13 protein-coding genes are annotated in these 20,336 nt (G+C 73.7%); 9 read left to right on the top strand and 4 right to left on the bottom strand.

What is annotated here, in order from left to right; translation table 11 throughout:
• Positions 1 to 79: 79 nt before the first annotated feature.
• From ACIRDU_RS07710 to ACIRDU_RS07700, 3 genes are all read right to left on the bottom strand, one after another.
• Positions 80 to 1,357 carry an MFS transporter gene (locus ACIRDU_RS07710; RefSeq protein ID WP_403575826.1) on the bottom strand — a complete coding sequence of 426 codons (1,278 nt, stop codon included), beginning with the start codon at positions 1,355 to 1,357 and terminating at the stop codon, positions 80 to 82.
• The gene (locus tag ACIRDU_RS07705; protein ID WP_403575824.1) at positions 1,354 to 3,954 is read right to left on the bottom strand and encodes an ATP-grasp domain-containing protein; all 2,601 of its coding nucleotides are present in this window, start codon (positions 3,952 to 3,954) and stop codon (positions 1,354 to 1,356) included. Before ACIRDU_RS07705 ends, ACIRDU_RS07710 begins: the two co-directional genes overlap by 4 nt.
• Positions 3,955 to 4,018: 64 nt before the next feature.
• Positions 4,019 to 4,201 carry a hypothetical protein gene (locus tag ACIRDU_RS07700; protein ID WP_403575822.1) on the bottom strand — a complete coding sequence of 61 codons (183 nt, stop codon included), beginning with the start codon at positions 4,199 to 4,201 and terminating at the stop codon, positions 4,019 to 4,021.
• Between the two features lie 316 nt (positions 4,202 to 4,517).
• Between ACIRDU_RS07700 and ACIRDU_RS07695 the strand changes: the two genes are divergently transcribed.
• On the top strand, positions 4,518 to 5,744 hold the full coding sequence (locus ACIRDU_RS07695) for a helix-turn-helix domain-containing protein (protein ID WP_403575820.1): 1,227 nt from the start codon (positions 4,518 to 4,520) through the stop codon (positions 5,742 to 5,744).
• Positions 5,745 to 5,816: 72 nt separating this feature from the next.
• On the opposite strand, the gene ACIRDU_RS07690 is transcribed toward ACIRDU_RS07695, so the two are convergent.
• Positions 5,817 to 7,016 carry an MFS transporter gene (locus ACIRDU_RS07690; RefSeq protein ID WP_403575818.1) on the bottom strand — a complete coding sequence of 400 codons (1,200 nt, stop codon included), beginning with the start codon at positions 7,014 to 7,016 and terminating at the stop codon, positions 5,817 to 5,819.
• A gap of 148 nt (positions 7,017 to 7,164) precedes the next feature.
• Here ACIRDU_RS07690 and ACIRDU_RS07685 point away from each other — a divergent pair, with 148 nt between their 5' ends.
• From ACIRDU_RS07685 to ACIRDU_RS07650, 8 genes are read left to right on the top strand one after another with little or no spacing between them, the layout of a single operon-like run.
• Positions 7,165 to 8,442 carry an ATP-grasp domain-containing protein gene (locus tag ACIRDU_RS07685; protein WP_403575816.1) on the top strand — a complete coding sequence of 426 codons (1,278 nt, stop codon included), beginning with the start codon at positions 7,165 to 7,167 and terminating at the stop codon, positions 8,440 to 8,442.
• A complete protein-coding gene (locus ACIRDU_RS07680) occupies positions 8,439 to 10,688 on the top strand; it encodes an ATP-grasp domain-containing protein (RefSeq protein WP_403575814.1) in 2,250 nt (749 codons plus the stop codon). The genes ACIRDU_RS07685 and ACIRDU_RS07680 overlap by 4 nt, the downstream gene beginning before the upstream one ends.
• Complete coding sequence (locus ACIRDU_RS07675; RefSeq protein ID WP_403575812.1) at positions 10,685 to 12,646, top strand: alpha/beta hydrolase family protein; 1,962 nt, start codon at positions 10,685 to 10,687, stop codon at positions 12,644 to 12,646. Before ACIRDU_RS07680 ends, ACIRDU_RS07675 begins: the two co-directional genes overlap by 4 nt.
• 56 nt (positions 12,647 to 12,702) lie before the next feature.
• The gene (locus ACIRDU_RS07670; RefSeq protein WP_403575810.1) at positions 12,703 to 13,872 is read left to right on the top strand and encodes a fatty acid desaturase family protein; all 1,170 of its coding nucleotides are present in this window, start codon (positions 12,703 to 12,705) and stop codon (positions 13,870 to 13,872) included.
• Entirely contained in the window at positions 13,869 to 14,846 is a 978-nt protein-coding gene (locus ACIRDU_RS07665; protein ID WP_403575808.1) for a proline dehydrogenase family protein, read from the top strand. Before ACIRDU_RS07670 ends, ACIRDU_RS07665 begins: the two co-directional genes overlap by 4 nt.
• Before the next feature lie 56 nt (positions 14,847 to 14,902).
• Positions 14,903 to 16,057: an aminotransferase class V-fold PLP-dependent enzyme gene (locus ACIRDU_RS07660; RefSeq protein WP_403575806.1), complete on the top strand. Its 1,155-nt coding sequence runs from the start codon at positions 14,903 to 14,905 to the stop codon at positions 16,055 to 16,057.
• Entirely contained in the window at positions 16,054 to 19,143 is a 3,090-nt protein-coding gene (locus ACIRDU_RS07655) for an AMP-binding protein (RefSeq protein WP_403575804.1), read from the top strand. The genes ACIRDU_RS07660 and ACIRDU_RS07655 overlap by 4 nt, the downstream gene beginning before the upstream one ends.
• Positions 19,140 to 20,333 carry a cytochrome P450 gene (locus tag ACIRDU_RS07650; protein ID WP_403575802.1) on the top strand — a complete coding sequence of 398 codons (1,194 nt, stop codon included), beginning with the start codon at positions 19,140 to 19,142 and terminating at the stop codon, positions 20,331 to 20,333. Before ACIRDU_RS07655 ends, ACIRDU_RS07650 begins: the two co-directional genes overlap by 4 nt.
• Positions 20,334 to 20,336: the final 3 nt, after the last annotated feature.

Here is a 20,336-nt window from a genome sequence, read left to right as displayed (position 1 = left end):
CTCCGATCTGCGCGGGCGGATGCCCGGACTGTGTACGGGAGGTGTGGTTGGGGGGGTACGGGGTGAGAGGGGGGCGGCTCTACGGGGCGGGCGTGCCGTACGTCCGGGGGTGCGGCGTGGTGCGCAGCGCCCAGGAGACGAGCGGGCGGCTCACCAGGCCCACGAGGAGGAACAGTCCGCCCAGCAGGAACCAGCCGGGGCGCCCGAGCCCGAAGGCGAGGGTGCCGAGCACCGCGGGCGCGAGCGCCTCGGCGAGGCCGCCGCCGAGGCCGAACACCCCGGAGTACTGGCCCTGGGCGTGCGGGGCGGCGAGCCCGAAGGAGTACTCCATCGCGGACGCGGCGTGCCAGAGCTCGCCGAGCGTGTAGACGGCCGTGGCCGCCAGGAGCAGCGCGGCGGCGGCCCAGCCGGGCACGCTGCCGGCCGCCATCATCAGCAGCAGGCCGGCGCAGACCGCCCCGCCCGCCCAGCGCATCCGGCTGCCGGCCGACTCGGGGTCGGAGACGTTCTTGCTGACCGCGACCTGGAGGGTGATCACCAGGACGGTGTTGAGGACCAGGACGCCGGAGACCATCCAGCGGGGCGCCTCGGTGTGGTCCACGATCCACAGCGGCAGCAGGAACGTCGGCACCGCGAAGTGCAGGGACATCAGGCAGTTGAGGACCGTGGCGGCCAGGTAGGGCCGGTCCCGCAGGGCCTCCCAGCGGCCGCTGAGCGGCGGTACGGGGACCTTGGCCGGACGGGGCAGCCGCAGCAGGGCGAGGGCGCAGCCCACGAAGGCCAGGGCCCGTCCGCCGACCAGCGTCAGGTACGCCGGTGCCGTGTCGAGCTGGATGGCCACGCCGGCGGCCAGTGCGCCCAGCGAGATGCCCAGGTTGGTGGCGGCCCGCAGGTAGGCCCGGAACCGCGCCGGGTCGTCGCCGCCGAAGGCGCGTACCAGGGGCGCCCGGCTGGACTTGTCGGCGGCGAAGACCACGCCGGTGAGGACCGAGATCAGGACGAACGACCAGAAGGCGTCGACCAGCAGGAAGCAGCCCATGAAGACCGCGCCGGACAGCATGACGGCGATCTGGGTCTCGCGGGCGCCCCAGCGGTCGGCGACCCGGCCGCCCAGGATGCCGGCGACCAGGCCGACCATCGCCCCGGCGAACAGGCCGAACGCCACCTGGGACATCGGCAGTCCGACGACCCGGGTGAAGTACAGGGCGCTGGAGGACATGAACATCCCGCTGCCGAGGGCGTTGACGAACGTCGCCCCGGCCAGGGTGCGTTGCGGTCCGCGCCGCGGCAGGAGCCGGGCGAGCGGGCCCGGTCGGCCGGTGGGGGTGCCGGTGCCGGCGGGGGGCTCGGTGGTCACGGCCACAGCGGGTCCCGGAAGTCCGCGTCGGGGCGCTGCTGACGGTTCCAGGTCCGCAGTTCCCGGCCGGTGACGCCCTGCGGGGCCACGACCAGGCGCTCGTCGAACCAGGCGCGTACGGCGGTGAAGCGCTCCTCAAGCTCCTCCTCGCTCGACGCCGACACCAGCACCTGTCCCATCCGGTGGTTGGTGTTGTCGATGTCGCCGAGGAAGGTGCCGCCCGCGGGGAACTCCACCCGGGCGAACTCCACGCCCGGCAGGGCGCGCAGCTCGGCGGGCGTCGGGCAGGACAGGAGGGTGCCGGCCCGGCCCTTGAGGTAGCTGGTGCCGAACAGTTCCGGGCGGTGGTCGACGTCCGCGCGCGGCTCCCGGCCGAGGGCGCTCAGCAGCGCCGCCTCGCCCAGGTGGATGCCGAACTTCGCCTGGACCTGCTCGTGGATGAGGGCGCCGCCGCGGCGGGCGGCGCATTCGCTGAAGGTGAGCCGGCCGGTCAGCGGATCGTGGAACAGCTCCATGTGGAAGACGCCGTCTCGCAGTCCCAGGGCTTCGAGGCTGCGCCGCACGACCGGTTCCGCCAGGTCGTACGCCCAGGTCTCGTCCTTGGGGTCGAAGTGCCGCATCCACAGCTCGGACTGCTCGTCGATCATGGTCAGGCAGGGGGCGCCGTAGCGGCCGACGGCCAGGAAGCGCAGTTCGCCGTCGTGCAGGAAGCCGTCGGCGATCCACTCGTCGCCGCCGACGTACTCCTCCAGCACGAAGGTGCGCTGGGCGGTGCGGTCGGCGCGGTAGCGGTCGCTGAGGGCCCGGAGGGCCTTCGGGCCGTCGACGACGGCGGTGCGCGCGGTGGCGGCGCCGGCGACCGGCTTGAGCACGGCCTTGTCGTACTCCCAGGGGACGCCGGAGACGTCGTGCACGTCGTCGACGACGGTGACGCGGGCGGTCGGGACGCCGGCCTCGGCGATCCTGCGCTTCTGAAGCGACTTGTCCCGGAAGTACAGGGCGGTCACCGGGTCGATGGCGGTGCAGCCGAGGAGCGGGGCGAGGACGCCGGCGGTCACCAGCGCCCATTCGTCGGAGGTGAGGACGGCGTCGAAGCGCTGTCCGTCCGGTCCGGCCCGGTGCAGGGCGGCCAGGACGGCCTCGGGGCTCTTGGGGTCGTCGACCCGCAGGACCGTCAGTTCCTCGGGGACCTCGGCGAGTCCGTGGTCGTACCCGGCGGCGCCCCAGGCGACGACGGCGTCGACGCCGTTGCGCACACACGCCTGCATCACGTACTTGTCGGTGCCGAGCAGCAGCACCCGGGGCCGGCGGTCGTCGGGGGCCACGCGGTACACGTCGTCCTTGATGGTCTGGATGGTGTCGCGGTCCGCGCGGACGGCCGCCATGTCCGGCGCCGTCATGAAGATCCGCAGCGGGCTGGTGAGCAGGTCGGCCGTGGGACGGATCCGCTTGCCGGGCGTGAGCTTGACGCCGACCAGGTGCACACTGGGCAGCGCCGCCAGCCGGTCGACCGCGTCCTGGTCCACCGCCGCCACGACGCCGTCCCGCTCGGTACGGGTGCTGTGCACGGCGGCCGCCGCGCGGCGGGTGTAGACCCGGCCGGCGTAGCGCTCGGTGAACTGGTGCGGGCGGGCGTACGCGAGGGCGGTGAGGTCGGCCTGGTTGGCGCCCAGGCAGGCGTCGTGGAAGCCGGGGTTCATGTTGCCGTTGAGGCGGGCGCCGATCTCGACGAGTGCGGGGCCCTCGGGGGTCATGATGACCTCGGCGTGGGCCGGGCCGTGCTCGATGCCGAGCGCCTCCAGGACGGTGTCGACGTAGGCGATCAGCTCGGGCACCGGCGCGGCGTCCGGGTCCAGCAGGACGTCGAGGTCGTAGATGTTCTTGCCGCCGGGCAGGAGTTGCTTCTCGTACTCCCAGACCCCGCAGACGTACCGCTCGCCGGCCACGCTGACCGTGTCGACGATGTACTCGGTGCCCGACAGGAACGACTGGACCAGCGCCTGGGTGTTGGGCCGGTCGAAGATGTCCGTGGAGCCGAGCACCGCGCGGGCGGCGGCCAGCACCTCGGCGGCGTCGTGGCAGCGGTAGACGTGGTCGGTGGAGGCCGAGCTGAGCGGCTTGACGACGACCGGGTACGAACCCGCCCGCTCGGCCCAGTCGGCGAGGGCCTGCGGGTCGGGGCTCCGGTACTGGTCCGCGCAGCGCACCCCGGCGCGGCGCAGGGCCTCGATCATCTCGTACTTGTCGCGGCGGGCGGCGGAGAGCGCGGTGCCGTTGGTGGCCAGGCCCAGGCGCTCGCTGAGCGCGTCGGCGAGCGGGACACCGGGCTCCTGACCCGCGAGGACGGCCACCGGCCCGAGGGCGGTCAGCGCCTCCACGGTCCGCTCGAACGCGGCCTCGTCCGGGCAGTGGAAGTGCTCGCGGTAGGCACCTGGGTCCGGCTGGAGCATCGTCGACATGGGTTCGGCGGTGCTGTGGACGTGCGCCACGTCGACGCCGAGCCGGGCGAAGGCCGGTGGCAGGAAGGTACCGGTCGAGTACCCGTCCACGATCACTGCGGTCCGGACCGGGCGGGCCGGGGTCGGGTCGGAAGGCATCGAGTCCATCACTCTCTGTCCGGGGTGCGGGGTACGGGGAGGGGCCGGCGGGAGGACCCCTGGGTCACTTCGCCGGGGGGACGGGCCAGCCGATGTCGCCTTCCGCGAGGAGGACCGCGGCCGACTGCGGGGCGGGGGTGGGCCAGCCGATGTCACTCGCCGGGCCGGCCGAGACCGCGAACAGGGCGATAAAGGCGAGAGCGCCCGCCGCGAGGCGGATACGAGTGAGACGCAGGAAGGACCGCACAACTTCTCCTTGGCAGAACGAACGTGAGAACGGTCGAAGCAGCCGCGGCCACCCCGTTGCCTGAGAAGTTAGAGCAGACGAGCGGAGTTTGGCAAGATGTTGCCAACAGATTGGCAATCCCGTACCGGCCAAAGTGCGAGCGTGTTGCATCGATGCCGGTCCACAGCCTGGGCAAGATTTGCCCGGGCGACCACCGCCCGGCTAGCCTCTGGTCGCGTTGCGGCAACGTGCGCCCTGTGCGGGGGTTGCCGAGCCTGGCCCGCCCGCCGCCCTTTCCTCGCCTTGCCCTGTCGGTACGACCACTGGGGTTGATCACGTGCTGGAACAACCTTTCTTCGGACGTCGGCTCAAGCAGCTGCGCAATGAGCGGGGCCTGTCCCAGGCCGCGCTGGCCGGCGACGGGATGTCGACCGGTTACCTGTCCCGGCTCGAATCCGGCGCGAGGCAGCCCACCGCCCGGGCGGTCGAGTACCTGGCGGCCAGGCTGGGCGTGAAGGTCGCGGCGTTCGAGGAACCCGGCGCCACCGATTCGCTGGCGCAAGCACTCGCGATCGCCACCTCGGACCACTCCGACGCAACGGTCGAGGCCCTGGAGCGTGCGCTGGCGCTCGGCGACGGGCAGGACCCGTTGCTGCGCTGGCAGGCCCTGTGGCTCGTGGCGCAGTGGCGGCGCGGGCACAATCAGCACGCCCAGGAGCGCCGGCACCTCGAGGAACTCGTCACGCTGGGTGATGAGCTCGGTCTGCCGCCGCTGCGCGCCCGGGGCTTCACCCAGCTCGCTCGCTGCCTGCGGGCGTGCGGCGAGATCGGCCCCGCCGTCGAGGCGGCCCGCACCGCACACCAGCTGGCCCGGGACCACGAGCTGCCCGTCAAGGACCTCGCGGGCAGCCTGCTGGCACTGGTCTCCGCGGAGGCCGAGGCGGGCCGGCTCTCCGAGGCGCGGGCGCACGCGGACGAACTGACCGCGCTGACCGGCGACCGGTACGACACCCTGTGGGCCGAGGCCCGGTGGACCGCCGCCGCCGTCCGGGTGCGCCAGGGCGACCTGGAGGCCGCCCAGGAACTGCTGGAGCAGGCGCTGGAGCGCTTCGGCAGCGCCCAGGACCTGGCCCTGTGGACGCGGCTGCGGGTGGCGGCGGCGCGGCTGCACGTGCTGAAGACCCCGCCGGAGCTGGACGCCGCCGAGCAGCACATCGAGCAGGCCGAGGCCGGCCTCGCCTTCGTGGGCATCTCCGCGCTGGAGCAGGAGGTGATCTCGCTGCGGGCGGACATCGCCTTCCACGCGGGCCGCTTCGCCGACGCGCGTGCGCTGCTGGACCGAGTGCGGGGAAGAGATCCCCACATGACCTACCGCAACCGGGTCCGCCTGGACGTCCTCCACAGCCGCCTGCTGATCATCGAGGGCGAGGAGCAGGAGGGGCTGCGCCGGATGCGGCAGCTCGCCGAGGAGGCGCAGGCCGCGTCCAACATCGACCTGGCCGCCGACATCTGGCGCCTGCTCGCCGAGACGCTCGCCCAGTGCCACGGGACCACCCCCGCCTGACCCGCCGGCCCCCGGCGCGGAGCTTCCCGCGCCGGGGGCGCGGGAGGCTCGTGAGGGGGCGCCGGCGCGGGGTCAGCCGAGGCGGCGGCCGCGCAGCAGTCCCGCGGCCGCCAAGGCGAGGAAGCCCCCGCACCCGACGACCATCCCGGTCCAGCCGTACGCCCCGTACAACGCGGTACCGGTCATGGTGCCGACGGCGCCGCCCGCGAAACTCGCCAGCATGAACACGGTGTTGAGCCGCGCCCGGACGCTCTCGTCCAGCCGGAAGATGCGCACCTGGTTGGCGATCTGCCAGCAACTGCCGCCGTACACCAGCAGGTTGGAGCCGATGACGAGCGCCGCCATCGAGGTGCTGCCCGCGGTGCCCATCAGCAGGAAGGCGGCGCCGACGCAGCCGAGCGCCAGGGTGTTGACGTACAGCGGGCCGCGCTGGTCGCTCAACCGGCCCGCGGAGTAGGACAGCAGTGCCGAGGGGAGGCTGAACAGGCCGAACAGGCCGGCCCAGGCGACCCCCTTGCCGAACGCCGGTCCGGCGAGGTGGAAGGCGAGCGTCGCCCAGAAGGCGCTGAAGGCGGCGAAGACGGTGGCGCCCAGGTACGCCGAGAGCCGCAGTTCGGCGTGGGCGAGCAGCAGCCCCGGCATGGAGCCGATGAGCTTGCGGTACGGCACGGCCCGCCGGCCGGCCGGCCCCTCGGGCAGCAGCCGCGGCACGACGACGGCCAGGGCGCCGGTGAGGGCGGCCGAGACCAGGTAGGCGGTACGCCAGTCGTCGCTCAGCCCGACCACCGCGCCCGAGAGGGTGCGCGACAGCGTCGAGCCCAGGGTGAGGCCGATCCCGATCATCCCGACCGCCCTGCCGCTGTGGGCGGGCCCCGCCATCGAGGCGGCCGTCGGCATCAGGATCTGCGGGACGACCGTCGTGGTCGACAGGGCCACCGTGGCGACGGTGAGCGTGGCCAGGTTGGGCGCCGCCGAGGCGACCAGCAGCCCGGCCGTCGTCAGCAGCAGCAGGACGGTGACCAGGCGGCGCAGCCGGGCGGCGTCCGCGAGGGGGACCACGAGGCCGATGCCGAGGGCGTAGCCGATCTGGGCGGCGGTGGCGACCAGGCCGGCGGCCGAGTCCGACACCCCCAGCCCCGAGGCGATGGCCTCCAGCAGGGGTTGCGGGAAGTAGATGTTGGCGACCGTCACGGCGCCGGCCACGGCGAGGGTCAGTGCGGTCCCGCGTGCCAGGCCGGAGCGGGGCGGTGCGGGGGGTGTTTCGACGGTCACGGTCCGTCCCCTCTGCGATCACGGATCTGCGGACGATGCACGAGCCATATTGCCATCCAGGCAACACCTGTGGCAACCTCTTGCCAATTCCTGGAACCCCCCGACCGATCGCGGCGGTGGGTCGTTCCCTGAGCACAAGGTGGAGCACATGAGGAGCTCGCAAGTACCCCAGGTGGCGGTGCTGGTTGATGCGTATACGACCGGCAATCATTTGCCGCCCGCTTTTGCCAAACTCGGCGTCGACGTCGTCCACGTGCAGAGCACGCCCGAGCTGATGACCTCCATGCGGTTGCCGGACTTCTCCGCGTACCGGGCGGTGATCCCCTACGGCAGCCCGGCCGAGACCGCCGCACGGCTCGCCGAATACGCGCCGGTCTGCGTCGTCGCCGGCCAGGAGCCCGGCGTACCGCTCGCCGACGAACTGTCCGAGCGGCTCGGCCTGCCGGGCAACGGCACCGCGCTCTCCGCCGCCCGCCGCGACAAGTACGAGATGATCGAGGCCCTGCGCCGGGCCGGCGTCCGCTGCGCCGACCAGATCAAGAGCGCCAGCGCCGAGGAGCTCGTCTCCTGGGCCGAGGAGCGCGGCAGCTACCCCGTGGTGGTCAAGCCGCTGTCCTCGGCCGCCACCGACGGCGTGGCCATCTGCCGGAACGCCGAAGAGGTCCGCAAGGCCGCCGAGGCCGTCCTCGGCACGGTCAACATCTTCGGCGAGCACAACGACGAGGTCCTCATCCAGTCCTTCCTGGACGGCGAGGAGTACATGGTCGACTTCGTCTCGTACGCCGGCGAGCGCTACGCCTGCTGCATCTGGCAGTACCACAAGAAGCTCAAGGGCACCCACCGCATCTACGACCGGGACTCGATCACCCCGCCCGGGACCAGCCCCGCGACCGAGATCATCCCCTACATGCACGAGGCGCTCGACGCCCTCGGCATCCAGTACGGGCCCACCCACGCCGAGGTCATCGTCACCCCCGAGGGCCCGGTCCTGGTCGAGGTCGGCGCCCGGCTCAGCGGCGGCCTGCTGCCCGACTTCCACGACATCTGCCTCGGCGCCAACCAGGCCGACGTCACCGCCCTCGCCTGCACGCGCCCGGAGGACTTCCTCGACCGGTACGCCGGCCGCACCTACGCCAAGCTGACCGAGGCGACCTGGATCCTCCTCGCCACCGACCTCGACGGCGTCGTCGACGGCATCGACCAGGACGTCGTCGCGGAGATCGAGGCCCTGGAGTCGGTCCACACCTTCGTCCCCAAACTGGCCCCGGGCAAGCGCATCCGGCCGACGGTCGACCTCTACACGGCCACCGCCGCGGTCCACCTGCACAACCGGTCCGCCGAGGCCCTGGAGCGCGACGCCGCCCGCATCCAGCAGCTCAGGGACCGCATCTACCTGCTGCGCGACGACCTCGGGAGCGCCGCGTGAGCCCCGCGTCCCCCACTCCGGAACTGCTGCTGGTCGGCGGCGGCGGAGACATGACGCTCAGCGTCGACGTCGCCGTACAGGCCCTGGAACAGGCGCACGCGCGCGGCCTGCGCACCCATGTCACCAACACCGCCGGCACACTGGCCGCCACCCCCGCCGTCACGGCGGCGGCCGGCACGACCAGCGCCGTCGAGTTCGGCGACCCGGCCGGCACCGCCGCCTGGGCGACCGCCCGCGCCGGGTCCGGCGAGCGCCCCACCCTCGTCTTCGGCGTCCGGGAGATGGCCCAGGAGGCGGTCGCCGAGACCGCCCTCGCCCTCGGGCTGCCCGGCAACCCGCCCGCCGCCGTCCGCCGCATCCGCCGCAAGGACGCCTGCCGTCAGGCCCTGGCCGCCGCCGGCTTCCGCCAGCCCGCCGTGCGCACCTGCGCCGGCGAGGCGGAGGCGCGCGCCTTCCTCGCCACCTCCGAGGGCCCCTGGGTGGTCAAGCCCCGCGACGGGATCGACAGCGCGGGCGTGCGCAAGGTCACCGGCCCCGACGACCTGCCGGCCGCGCTCGCCGGGCTGCCCGACCGCGAAGCGCCGTTCCTCATCGAGGAGTTCGTCGAGGGCGCCGAGTACAGCGTCGAAGGCGTCTTCGTGGACGGGCGCCCGCACGTCCTCGCCGTCACGGCCAAGGAGAAGCTGGCGCCCCCGCACTTCGTCGAGATCGGGCACGTGCTGCCCGCCGACCTGCCCGAGGACACCCGGCTGCGGATCGAGGACACCGTCACCCGGGCCCTGACCGCCCTGGGCTTGTGCTCCGGCCTGTTCCACGTCGAACTGTGGCTCACCGCCGACGGGATCGTCCTCGGCGAGGTGCACGCCCGCATCGGCGGCGGCTGGATCCACCGCATGCTCCCGTACGCCCTGCCCGGCCTGGAGCTGTACGGCACGGTCTACGACGACGCCCTCGGCCGTCCCGTACGGCTGCCCGTCCCCGTGCGCGCCGCCGCCACCCGCTACTTCGCCCCGCCGCCCGGCCGGGTGACCGCCGTCGACGGCTGGGACGAGGTCCGGGCGCACCCGGCCGTGCTCCACGCCGAACTGCGCCTCACCCCGGGCGACGAGGTCCCCGCCTTCCGCTGCGGCGCCGACCGGGTGGGCGCCGTCGTCGTCGGCGCGCGGACCGCGGCCGAGGCGCGCGAGCTGGCCCGCCGGCTCGTCGACTCGGTCACCATCACCGTCGCCCCCGCCGCGCCCGAGGTGTCCGTCACCGTCGAGCCGCGCCCGCTCACCAGCTCGTTCCAGATCTCCCACATGACCATCGAGACGGTGGACATCGTCCGGCTCCGGCTCCTCGCACCGGACGGCGCCACCACCGGCGAGGGCGAGATCGCCGCCGACAGCGGCTACGGCCAGGACGGCCCCGCCATCGCCGCCGAGGCCGAGGAACTGGCCCGCTCCCTCGCCGGGACGTGCGGCGCCGCCGGCGACCCGGTGCAAGCGCTCCGCACCGGCCTGGACGGGGCACGGTCCGACGGCGTCGGCGCACCCGCCCGGATGCTGGTCGAGATGGCGCACCTGGACCGCGCCGCCCGGCTGGCCGGCGTACCGGTGTGGAAGCTGCTCGGGCTGCCCGAGCCCGGCCGGATCCGCCTGCTGCACACCGTGCCCATCGGCAAGGAGATCCCCCGCGACGGGCGCCCCCTCAAGATCAAGCTGGGCGGCCCGGACGACGAGGAGGTCCTCCGCTCGCTCACCGGGGTGGACGCACCGCTGATCCTGGACGCCAACCGGGGCTGGGACCGTGACGACTGGGAACGCCTGCGCCCCCTGGTGGCCGCGCTCGCCCCGGCCGTACTGGAGGACCCGGTGCGCGATCCGGAGCTGCTGCCCGCGATCCGCGCCGCGCTGCCCGGCACCGCCGTCCTGCTCGACGAGGGCATCGCCACCCCGGCGGACGCCGAGTTCGCCATCCGCGCCGCGGGCGGCCTCAACGTCAAGCTGATGCGCTTCGGCGGCATCCTGCCCGCGCTCACCGCGCTCACCACCGCCACCGAGCGGGGCGCGGCCCGCATGCTCGGCTGCTTCCTCGAGCCGCCGCGCGCCATCGCGTACGCCGCCCAGCTCGCCGGGCTGTGCGACTGGTCCGACCTGGACGGCCACTTCTGGGTGAGCGACGACCCGGCCGTCCCCGGGTACGCGCTCGACAGCAGCGCCCCCGGCATCCCCCGGCTCACGTACGGGAACGGCGGCCCGGCATGACCGACGCCCCCCACCGCCCGGCGCGGGCGAAGCGCACCCTGCCCTACGGCACCTGGGATTCCCCCGTCGGGGCCGAGGACGCCGCCCGGGGCGACGCGCTGCTCGAATGGACCGGCTTCCTCGGCGACGACGTGTGCTGGACCGAGGTCCTCCCCGAGGAGGAGGGCCGCAGCGGTCTGATGACCCGCACCGCGCACGGCATCCACGAGGTTCTGCCCGGCCGCTGGGACGTGCGCACCCGGGTCATCGAGTACGGCGGCCGTCCCTGGCTCGCCCTGTCCGACCGCGCCGAGGACGGCATCGTCTTCAGCCACGGCCCCGACCAGCGGGTCCACCGCTGGCGGCCGGGCACCGACCCGGTCCCGCTGAGCCCGGCCGGCGCCTGGCCCGGCGAACTGCGGTACGCCGACTTCGCGGTGCGCGGCGACGAGGTGTGGTGCCTGCGCGAGACCGTCACGGACGCCAGCGCCCGTACGGCCGAACGCCACCTGGTGGCCCTGCCGCTGGACGGCAGCGCGGCCGGCGACCCGTCCCGCGTGCGGGAACTGGCCGCCACCCACCACTTCATGACGGGCCCGCGCGTGGAGCCCGGCGGCGACCGGGTGGCGTGGCTCGGCTGGGACCACCCGGACATGCCGTGGGACACCACCGACCTGATGGTCGCCGACATCCGTCCCGACGGCACCCTCGGCGTGGCGACACCGCTCATGGGAGGCGGCGGGGAGTCGGTCACCCAGGCCGACTGGGCCGTCGACGGCTCGGGCCGTCTGTACGCCGTCAGCGACCCCGACGGCTGGTGGAACGTCCACGAGATCGGCGCCGACGGCCTGCCCCGCAACCTGTGCCCCCGCCCGGAGGAGTTCGGCGAGGCGCTGTGGCGCATCGGCCTGCGCTGGTGCCTGCCGCTGCTGGACGGCGGCCTCGCCGTGGTCCACGGGGTCGGCGAGCGCAGGCTGGGCGTCCTCACCGCCGACGGCACCCTCACCGACTTCGCCGGCCCGGCGACGGAATGGCACTTCGCCTCGACCGACGGCCGCCGTGTCGCCGCCGTCTGCTCATCCCCCGGCCGGCGGCGCTCCGTCGTGCTGGCCGACCCGGCCGACGGCGCCGTGCGGGTGGTGCGGGCACCCGCCGGGGCGTCCCTCGACGCCTATGCCACCACCCCGTACCGCCGCACCTACACGGGCGCCGACGGGGAGCCGGTCCACGCCCACGTGTACCCGCCGCACCACCCGGACACCACCGGGCCCGAGGGCGAACCGGCGCCCTGGCTGGTCCTCGCGCACGGCGGCCCCACCAGCCGTACGCACCTGGTGCTCAACCAGGAGATCAGCTACTTCACCAGCCGCGGCATCGGCGTCCTGGACGTGCAGTACGGCGGCTCCACCGGCTACGGCCGGGCGTACCGCGAGCGGCTGCGCGGCACCTGGGGCCTGACCGACGTCCAGGACTGCGCCACCGCCGTCCGCGGGCTCGTCGCCGAGGGGCTCGCCGATCCGCGGCGGATCGCCATCCGGGGCGGCAGTGCCGGCGGCTGGACGGCCGCCGCCTCCCTCGCCGCGGAACCGGACCTCTACCGGGCCGCCGGTATCTACTACCCGGTGCTCGACCCGGTGACCTGGCGCGATGAGACCCACGACTTCGAATCCCGGTACCTCGACACGCTGATCGGGCCCTGGCCCGACGCGGAGGACCGGTACGCCAAGCAGTCCCCGTTGCACGGCGCCGCCCACATCCGCGCCCCCTTCGTCCTCCTCCAGGGCCTGGACGACACCGTCTGCCCGCCCGCCCAGGCGGAACGGCTGCTCGCCCTGACCGACGACCGCTCGGTCCCGTACCGCTACCTGGCCTTCCCCGGCGAAGGCCACGGCTTCCGGCGCACCGCCACCATCGCCGACTCGCTCACCGCCGAGCTGCTGCTCTACGGCCGGGCTCTCGGCTTCGCCCCCGCGCACTGAGCGCGCCGCCGCGCCCCGCGCGGTCCCACGCTCCTTGACCGAACAAGAGGCACCCCATGTCCGCATTCGAGCAACTGAACTTCGACCGGCTCGCTCCCGGCATCCGCAAGGAACTCAGACAACTCCGGACCCTGGACAACCACCACGCCCCGTTGGCGATCCTCTTCGAATACGCACTCGTCGCCGCGTCCGTGGCACTGTGCGTGGGGGTCTCCTACTGGTTCTACCCGGTGGCACTCGTCGTCATCGGATCCGTGCAGCGCTTCCTGGCACACTTCCTGCACGAGTCCAGCCACAAGGTGTTCGCGAGGAACCCCGTCCTCAACCTGGCCGGCGGATCCCTCCTCTCCGGCTACCTGGTGTGGCACCTGTACGGGCCCTACCGCAGCTCCCACGTCGGCAACCACCACCGCAACCTGGGCGACCAGCACGACGACCCCGACTACAGCTTCCACATCGAGTGCGGTCTGTACGACACCGAGCGCTCCGACCGGCACTTCTTCCTCAAGGAGGTCGTCGCCTCCGCGCTCGGCCTGCGGACCTTCGGCTACCTCCGCTACATCGCCCGGGAGCGGGTCTTCTGCGACAGCTCGCAGATCACCGTGTCCGTGCCGGTCCCGCTCCGCACCGAGCAGATGGTCTTCGTCGCCCAGTGGACCGCGATCCTCGGCGCCTGCGCCTGGTTCGGTGTGCTGCCCGAACTGCTGCTCTTCTGGTTCGTGCCGCTGTTCACCACCAACGTCGCCATCGGCTGGCTGGCCGAGCTCTCCGAGCACTACCCGATGCCGGAGAGCGAGAACAAGCAGGTGCTGCTGACCCGCAACCGCCACGGCGTGTGGCTGGAGCGGTTCCTGATCAGCCGCCACAACGACCGCTACCACCTGGTCCACCACATGAACGCCGGCATCCCGTTCTGGAACCTCGGGCGCGCCCACAAGGTGCTGCTCGGCGACCCGGGCTACGCCGCCTGGGACGGCCTGTGGGCCGGTGCCTTCACCCGGCCGCGCGGGCGTCGCGACAAGGAGACGGTGATCAGCTACGCCGCCAAGTACCGGACCTGGCGCCGGCTGGGCGGCGACCCGGCCGCGGCCGGCCCGAGCTTCGCCCAGCTCATGATGCTCGCCGCCGGCACGGGCAAGCAGGCGGACCCCGCCGACTTCGTCATGACCGGCACGGAGCGGATCCCCCACGACGACGACCTGAAGGCGAAGGTGCTCTCCTCATGACCTCGGCGATGTCCCAGCGCGCCCTGCACGAGGCCGCCGGCCAGGGCCTGCGGATCCTGGCCGCCGACGAGCGGTGCAGGACCGCGTTCACCACCCCGGGATCGGTCCTCCAGGACGTCCTCTCGCCCGCCGCGCGCCGGTACGTCCTCGCCCCGGGGCGTGACGAGTTCCTCGACCACCTCGGCGTCCTGCGGGCCAAGTCGTACCGGATCGCCGTGGAGTTCGTCGGTGAGGAGAACTCCGACCCGGCCGGGATCGACGAGGTCGTCGACGAGTACCTGACCGTGCTCGCCCACGAGCCGGTCCCCGAGCAGCTCGGCTTCGACCTGTCGAACCTGGGCCTCACCGTCTCCCGCGACCTCGCCGCGAAGAACACCGCGCGGATCACCGAGGCGGCCGGGGCGCGCGGCTGCGAGGTCGTCCTCAGCATGGAGCGGGCCCCCGCAGTGGACGATGTGCTCGGCACCTACCGCGACCTCGCGGGCGAGCACCCCGGCCTCGGCGTCACCGTCCAGGCGTACCTGCACCGCACCGAGGCCGACATCGACGCCATACCGGTGGACGGCCGCAAGATCCGCCTGGTCAAGGGCGCCTTCGCCGCGTCCGGCGACATCGCCCTCGGCCGTGGCCCCGCCCTCGACGAGCGCTACCTGCGGCTCGCCCGACGGCTGCTCGACCGGGGCGCCCGGCTGAGCCTGGCCACCCAGGACGCCGCCGTCCTGGCCACCGCCCGGGAGAGCGGACTGCTGGACCGCGTCGAGGAGATCGAGATGCTCCACGGCGTCCGCCCCGGGCTGCTGCGCACCTACCGCGAGGCCGGTTACGCGTGCCGCATCTACGCCACGTACGGCGAGAACTGGTGGCTGCACCTCCTGCACCGCCTGGCCGAGCACCCCCCGATGGTGCTCACCGCACTCGCGGACATCGCCGAGCGCCACCGGGGCGACAGCCACACCGTCGGCACGGGCTACTAGCCCCCGAGCGCCGGCCACGAACACGCACAGGCACCGAACACAGCGGGTGGAGAAGGATGGAAAACACAATGGCCGACCGGCTGATTCACCTCAACACGGCCGGCGCGGGACTCGTGCCCGCCGAGGTACGGCGGACCATGGCGGAGGTCCTCGACCGTGAGGCCGCCACCGGGTGCTACGAGACGGAGGCGCACCTCGACGGGATCGTCAACGACGAGGTCTACCGCAGGCTCGCCCGGGTGCTCGGGGCGCCGGTCGGGGACGTCGCCCTCTTCGACAGCGCCACCCGCGCCTGGTGCGCGGTCGTGCCCAGGCTGGCCCTGGGCCCGGGAGACCGGGTCTGGGTCACGCCCTACGAGTACGCGGGCAACCTCATCTCGCTGTTCAACCTGCGCGACCGCACCGGCTGCCGGATCGAGGTCGTCCCCACCCTGCCGGGAGGCGACCTCGATCTGGACTGGATGGCCGCCCACATCGCGGACGACGTCGCCCTCGTCTCGGTGACGCACATCCCCTCCGGGTGCGGCATCGTCAACCCGGTCGAGGAGATCGGGCGGCTGCTCGCCCCGTACCGCTGCTTCTACGCCGTCGACGCCTGTCAGTCCATCGGCCAGATACCCGTCGACGTGCGGCGCATCGGCTGCCAGCTCCTGACCGGCGCGGGCCGCAAGTTCCTGCGCGGGCCGCGCGGCACCGCCTTCGCCTATGTGGCGCCCGAGTTGCGGGCCGCGCTCACCGCGGACTTCCACGACCTGCACGTGGCGCGGATCGACTCGGCCACCGGCTACCGCGTGGACGACCACAGCGCCCGGTCCCTGGAGCTGGCCGAGCGCTCCACCGCCGCCGTGGCCGGCTTCAACACGGCGCTCACCCTCTTCGAGGAGGGCACGCCCTTCGACCACAAGGAGGTGTTCGGGGCACTGCGCGCCACCCTGGGGGCCATCGAGGGCATCGACCTCATCGCCCCCGGCACCGAACAGTCCGGCATCGTCTCCTTCCGGCACCCGGGCGCCGACGCCGTCACGGTCATGGCCCGGCTCGCCGAGCAGCGGATCAACGTGTGGAAGATCGTCGGCCACCACACGCCCCTCTACATGGCGGAACGCGGTGTCGACACCGCCGTACGGGTCTCGGCGCACTACTACAACACCCCGGCCGAGATCGAGGAGTTCGGCCGCGCCCTGCGCGGGGTCCTCGGGGAGCGGTCGTGAACGCCGCACCCGAGGAGACCCTGCACGGCGCCGTCAGCCGCTGGGCCGCCGACCGCCCGCGGGCCACCGCCGTGGTCCACGGCGCACGGAAGGTGAGCTACGCCGAGCTCGACCGGACCGCCGACGCGTGGGCCGCCGCCCTCGCGTCCCTCGGCACCGGCCCCGGCGACCTGGTCCCGGTGCTGCTGCCCCGCGGCGCCGACCTGGTGACGACGGTGCTCGCCGTGCTCAAGACGGGCGCCGCCTACGCGTTGCTCGACCCCACGTGGCCCGAGCGGCGGATCGACGAGGTGACCGACCGGCTCGGGGCACGGCTGATCATCACCGGGGGCCGTGGACACGGCGGACTGCCGGTGTGGACGCCCCCGCGGCCCGGCGCGGAGCCGGAGCCGCACGCCGGGTTCCGGCCCGCCGAGGTTCCCGCGGACGCCCCCGCCTGCGTCTTCTTCACCTCCGGGACCACCGGGCGCCCCAAGGGCGTCCTCACGCCCCACCGTGCCACCGCGCGTCTGGTGCGCCCCGGCACCTTCGCCCGGTTCACCCCCTCCACCGTGATCCCGCTGGCCGCCGCGCTGCCCTGGGACGCCTTCTCGCTGGAGCTGTGGGGCGCGCTGCTCGGCGGCGGCACCTGCCTGGTGATCGACGAGCCGTACCTGTCCGGGCAGGCGCTGCGCGAGGCGGTCGCCGCCCACGGTGCCGACACGGTGTGGCTCACCAGCAGCCTGCTCAACATGATCGTGGACGAGGACCCGGACGCGTTCCGGGGCCTGAACCAGGTGATGACCGGCGGCGAGCGGCTGTCCGTCCCGCACGTACGCGCCTTCCTGCGCCGCCACCCCGGCATCGCCCTGATCAACGGGTACGGGCCGGTGGAGAGCACCGTCTTCGCCACCACGCACCGCATCACGGAGGCGGACTGCGACCTGCCCGACGGCATTCCGGTCGGCCGGCCGGTCCCCGGCACCGGGATCCACCTCGTGGACGGCGAGATCTGCGTGTCGGGCGACGGCCTGGCCCTGCGCTACCTCGGCGAACCCGCCCTCACCGAGGCCGCGTTCCCCCGCGTCACGGTGGACGGCCGGCCGGTACGGGTCTACCGCACCGGCGACCTCGGCCGGCTGGACGAGGACGGCGTCCTGCACTACCGCGGCCGCGCCGACCGGCAGGTCAAGATCCGCGGGCACCGGATCGAACCGGCCGAGGTGGAGCGGCAGATCGAGGCACTGCTGCCCGCCGTCCGCGCCTGCCGCGTGGTGGCCACCCGCGACCCGTCGGGCAACGCCGACGGTCTGCTGGCCTTCTGCGTCCCCACCGCGCCCGGAGGTCTGCTCGCCGGCGCGGAGGACGTCCTGCGGGCGGGGCTGGTGCACTACCAGCGGCCGACCGCGCTGGTCGCCGTGCCGGCCTTCCCCGTCACCGCCAACGGCAAGCTCGACGAGCGGGCCCTGCTGGAGCTCGCCCCGGCCCCGGCCGTCCCGGCCGGCGCTCCCGGGACCGCCCCGGCCACCCCGGAGACCGTCCCGGACGACCGCCCGACGCCGGCCGGTGGCACCGGCGAGCCGCCGGTCGCGCTCACCGCCGCCGTGTTCGCGGCGGTCCTGGGCCTGCCTTCCGTACCGGCCGACACCCCCTTCACCGACCTCGGCGGCACCTCGCTGGGCGCCGGCCGGGTGTGTGCCCGGCTCGCGGCGGAACTGCGGCGGCCGGTCCCGCTGTCCCGGCTGTACGAGTACCCGACCGCACGCGCCCTGGCGCGGTGGCTGGCCCGGACGGGCCACCCGCAGGATCCCCCGGCCGTGGCGGAGGGCACCGACGTGCCGCTCACCCCCATGCAGACCGGCTACCTCACCCAGCACCTCCTGCGGCCCGGGGACCGCTCGGCCCACTGCCTGCTGCTGTTCCGCATCGACGGCGACCTGGACCTGGACGCCCTCGACGCCGCCGTCGAGGCCGTCCACGAGCGCCACGAAACGCTCAGGGCCGCCTACCTCGCCGCACCCGAACCCGTCGCCCGCCCCGGTGACTTCCCCGCCCCTCCGCTGGAAATCCTGGACACCGTGCCGGACGCGGAGACGGCCACCGCGGCGCTGTGCGACACGCTCGGCACGCCCCTCGAACTCGCCGACGGCGAGGTGTGGCGCACGGCGCTGGTACCGCTGGGGGCCGGCCGCTCCTGGGTGTTCGGCTGCGTCGTGCACCACATCGCCTTCGACGGCTGGTCCGAGTCCGTCCTGGCCGCTCACCTCGCCCGGGCCTACGACGCCGCACGGAACGGTTCCGCCGCGCCGCCGCCCGCCGCGCCCGGACTCGCCGAAGCGGCCACGCTGCGCCGCGACCGGCTCGCCCAGGTGGACCTGGAGCGCCGGCGGGCGGAGCGGGAGGCCGAACTGGCCGGCGTACCGGAACTGGTGTGGCCCCTGGCGCCCGACGCCCCGGCCGAGCGGACGCTCGGGCCCCGCCGCGTCGAGCGGCTGCTCGACCCGGACGCCGCGGCCCGCATCGACGCGGCCGCCGCCCGTGCGGGCGTCACCCGGTACGCCGTCCTTCTGGCCTGCTACGGGCAGGCGCTCGCCGAGGTGACGGGATGTCAGGACTTCGCGGTCGGCGTACCGGTCGCCCAGCGGTCCGACGGCCGCCTCGACGAGGCCGTCGGCTGTCACATCGAGATGGCGTGCCTGCGCCTGCGCGGGGACGTCCTCGACAGCGGCGTGGACGCGGTCGCCGCGGCCGGCCGGATCGTCGAACGGGCCTTCCGCGCCCAGGACGTGGCCTTCCACGACCTCGTACGCGCCCTCAACCCGCCCCGCACCGGGCGGCCACCCCTCTTCCAGACCCTGCTGGTGCTCCAGGACAACGCCCTGCCGGAACTCCCGCTGGCCGGGCTCACCACCATCCACCTGCGCCCGCCGTACCTGGACATCCCGCTGGAGGTCCAGACCGAGTTCTGGCCCCTGCCCGGCGGACGGCTGCGGCTCGCGGTCAACCACCGGCCCGACGCGGTTCCCGCCGCCACCGTCCACGAGCTGGCCAAACGGCTCGCCGACCTCGTCCACACCCTGCCGCTGCCCGAAGGAGACCCGTCATGAGCGTGCTCGCCCCGGAGGCCGTCGACCTCCTCGACCCCGAGCTGTACGCGACCGGGGACCCGTACCCGGTCTGGCGCTGGATGCGCGACCACGACCCAGTCCGCCGGCACGGGGAGACCGACCACCCCGCCTTCTGGTCGGTCACCCGGTACGACGACGTCCGCACCGTCTACAACGACGCCCGGGTCTTCAGCTCGGCACAGGGCATCCTGCTGCGGCCCCTGGCCCACGGCAAGGACCCCGGCGGCGGACGCACCCTCGCCCTCACCGACCCGCCCCACCACAAGGCGCTGCGCTCGCTGGTGGCCGACTGGTTCACCACCCGTTCGGTACGCGCGCTGGAGGACGCGATGCGCGCGGCGGTGCGCCAGGTGGTGGCCAGGGCGGTCGAGCTGGGCGAGTGCGACTTCGTCACCGACATCGCGGCCCGGCTGCCGCTCTACGTGATCTGCCGGCTGATGGGCGTGCCCGACCACGAGCAGGAGATGCTGTTCGCGCTCACCAGCAAGGCGTTCGGCGCCGGCGACGCGCAGGTCCGCAGCATCGCGCACCAGGAGATCATGGCGTACTTCGTCGAGCTGATGTACCGGCGGATGGACCGCCCGGAGGACGACCTGGTCAGCGCCCTGGTCAACGGGGAGGTGGACGGCAAGCTGCTCAGCGAGGAGGACATCCTCCTCAACTGCGACAACCTGCTGGTCGGCGGGACGGAGAACGTGCGGCTCGCGGTGTCCGGCGGCATGGCGACGTTCCTCGACCACCCCGCCGACTGGGAGCGGCTGCGCGCCGACCGCGGCCTGATGCCGAGCGCGGTGGAGGAGGTGCTGCGCTGGACCTCCAGTGCCACGCACATCATGCGCACCGTCACCGAACCCGTCACACTGCGCGACCGGTTGCTGGAGGCGGGCGACAAGGTGGTGCTGTGGACGCCTTCCGCCAACCGGGACGAGCGCCACTTCGCCGACCCCGACGTCTTCGACATCGCCCGCCGCCCCAACCGCCACCTGGCCCTGGGCTCCGGCGAGCACTTCTGCCTCGGCGCGATGATGACGCGCACCGAGATGAGGATCCTGTTCACCGAACTGCTCGACTCGGTGCGGCGCGTCGAGCGGACCGGCCCCGAGGTGCCGCTGCGCTCGATCGTCGTCAACGGGCTGGAGAGCCTCCCGGTGAGGATCACCGCCGCGTGAACA

The organism is Streptomyces sp. NPDC093598 (assembly GCF_044764825.1).
Lineage (GTDB): Bacteria > Actinomycetota > Actinomycetes > Streptomycetales > Streptomycetaceae > Streptomyces.
Note: the sequence above shows the minus strand (reverse complement) of the source record. Positions and strands in the feature narration are given on the sequence as shown.

What these genes read in the sequence shown, in the direction of transcription:
- ACIRDU_RS07650 (WP_403575802.1), top strand. Translation starts at nt 19,140, where the DNA reads ATGAGCGTGCTCGCCCCGGAGGCCGTCGACCTCCTCGACCCCGAGCTG.
- ACIRDU_RS07675 (WP_403575812.1), top strand. Translation starts at nt 10,685, where the DNA reads ATGACCGACGCCCCCCACCGCCCGGCGCGGGCGAAGCGCACCCTGCCC.
- ACIRDU_RS07685 (WP_403575816.1), top strand. Translation starts at nt 7,165, where the DNA reads ATGAGGAGCTCGCAAGTACCCCAGGTGGCGGTGCTGGTTGATGCGTAT.
- ACIRDU_RS07665 (WP_403575808.1), top strand. Translation starts at nt 13,869, where the DNA reads ATGACCTCGGCGATGTCCCAGCGCGCCCTGCACGAGGCCGCCGGCCAG.
- ACIRDU_RS07705 (WP_403575824.1), bottom strand. Translation starts at nt 3,954, where the DNA reads ATGCCTTCCGACCCGACCCCGGCCCGCCCGGTCCGGACCGCAGTGATC.
- ACIRDU_RS07670 (WP_403575810.1), top strand. Translation starts at nt 12,703, where the DNA reads ATGTCCGCATTCGAGCAACTGAACTTCGACCGGCTCGCTCCCGGCATC.
- ACIRDU_RS07660 (WP_403575806.1), top strand. Translation starts at nt 14,903, where the DNA reads ATGGAAAACACAATGGCCGACCGGCTGATTCACCTCAACACGGCCGGC.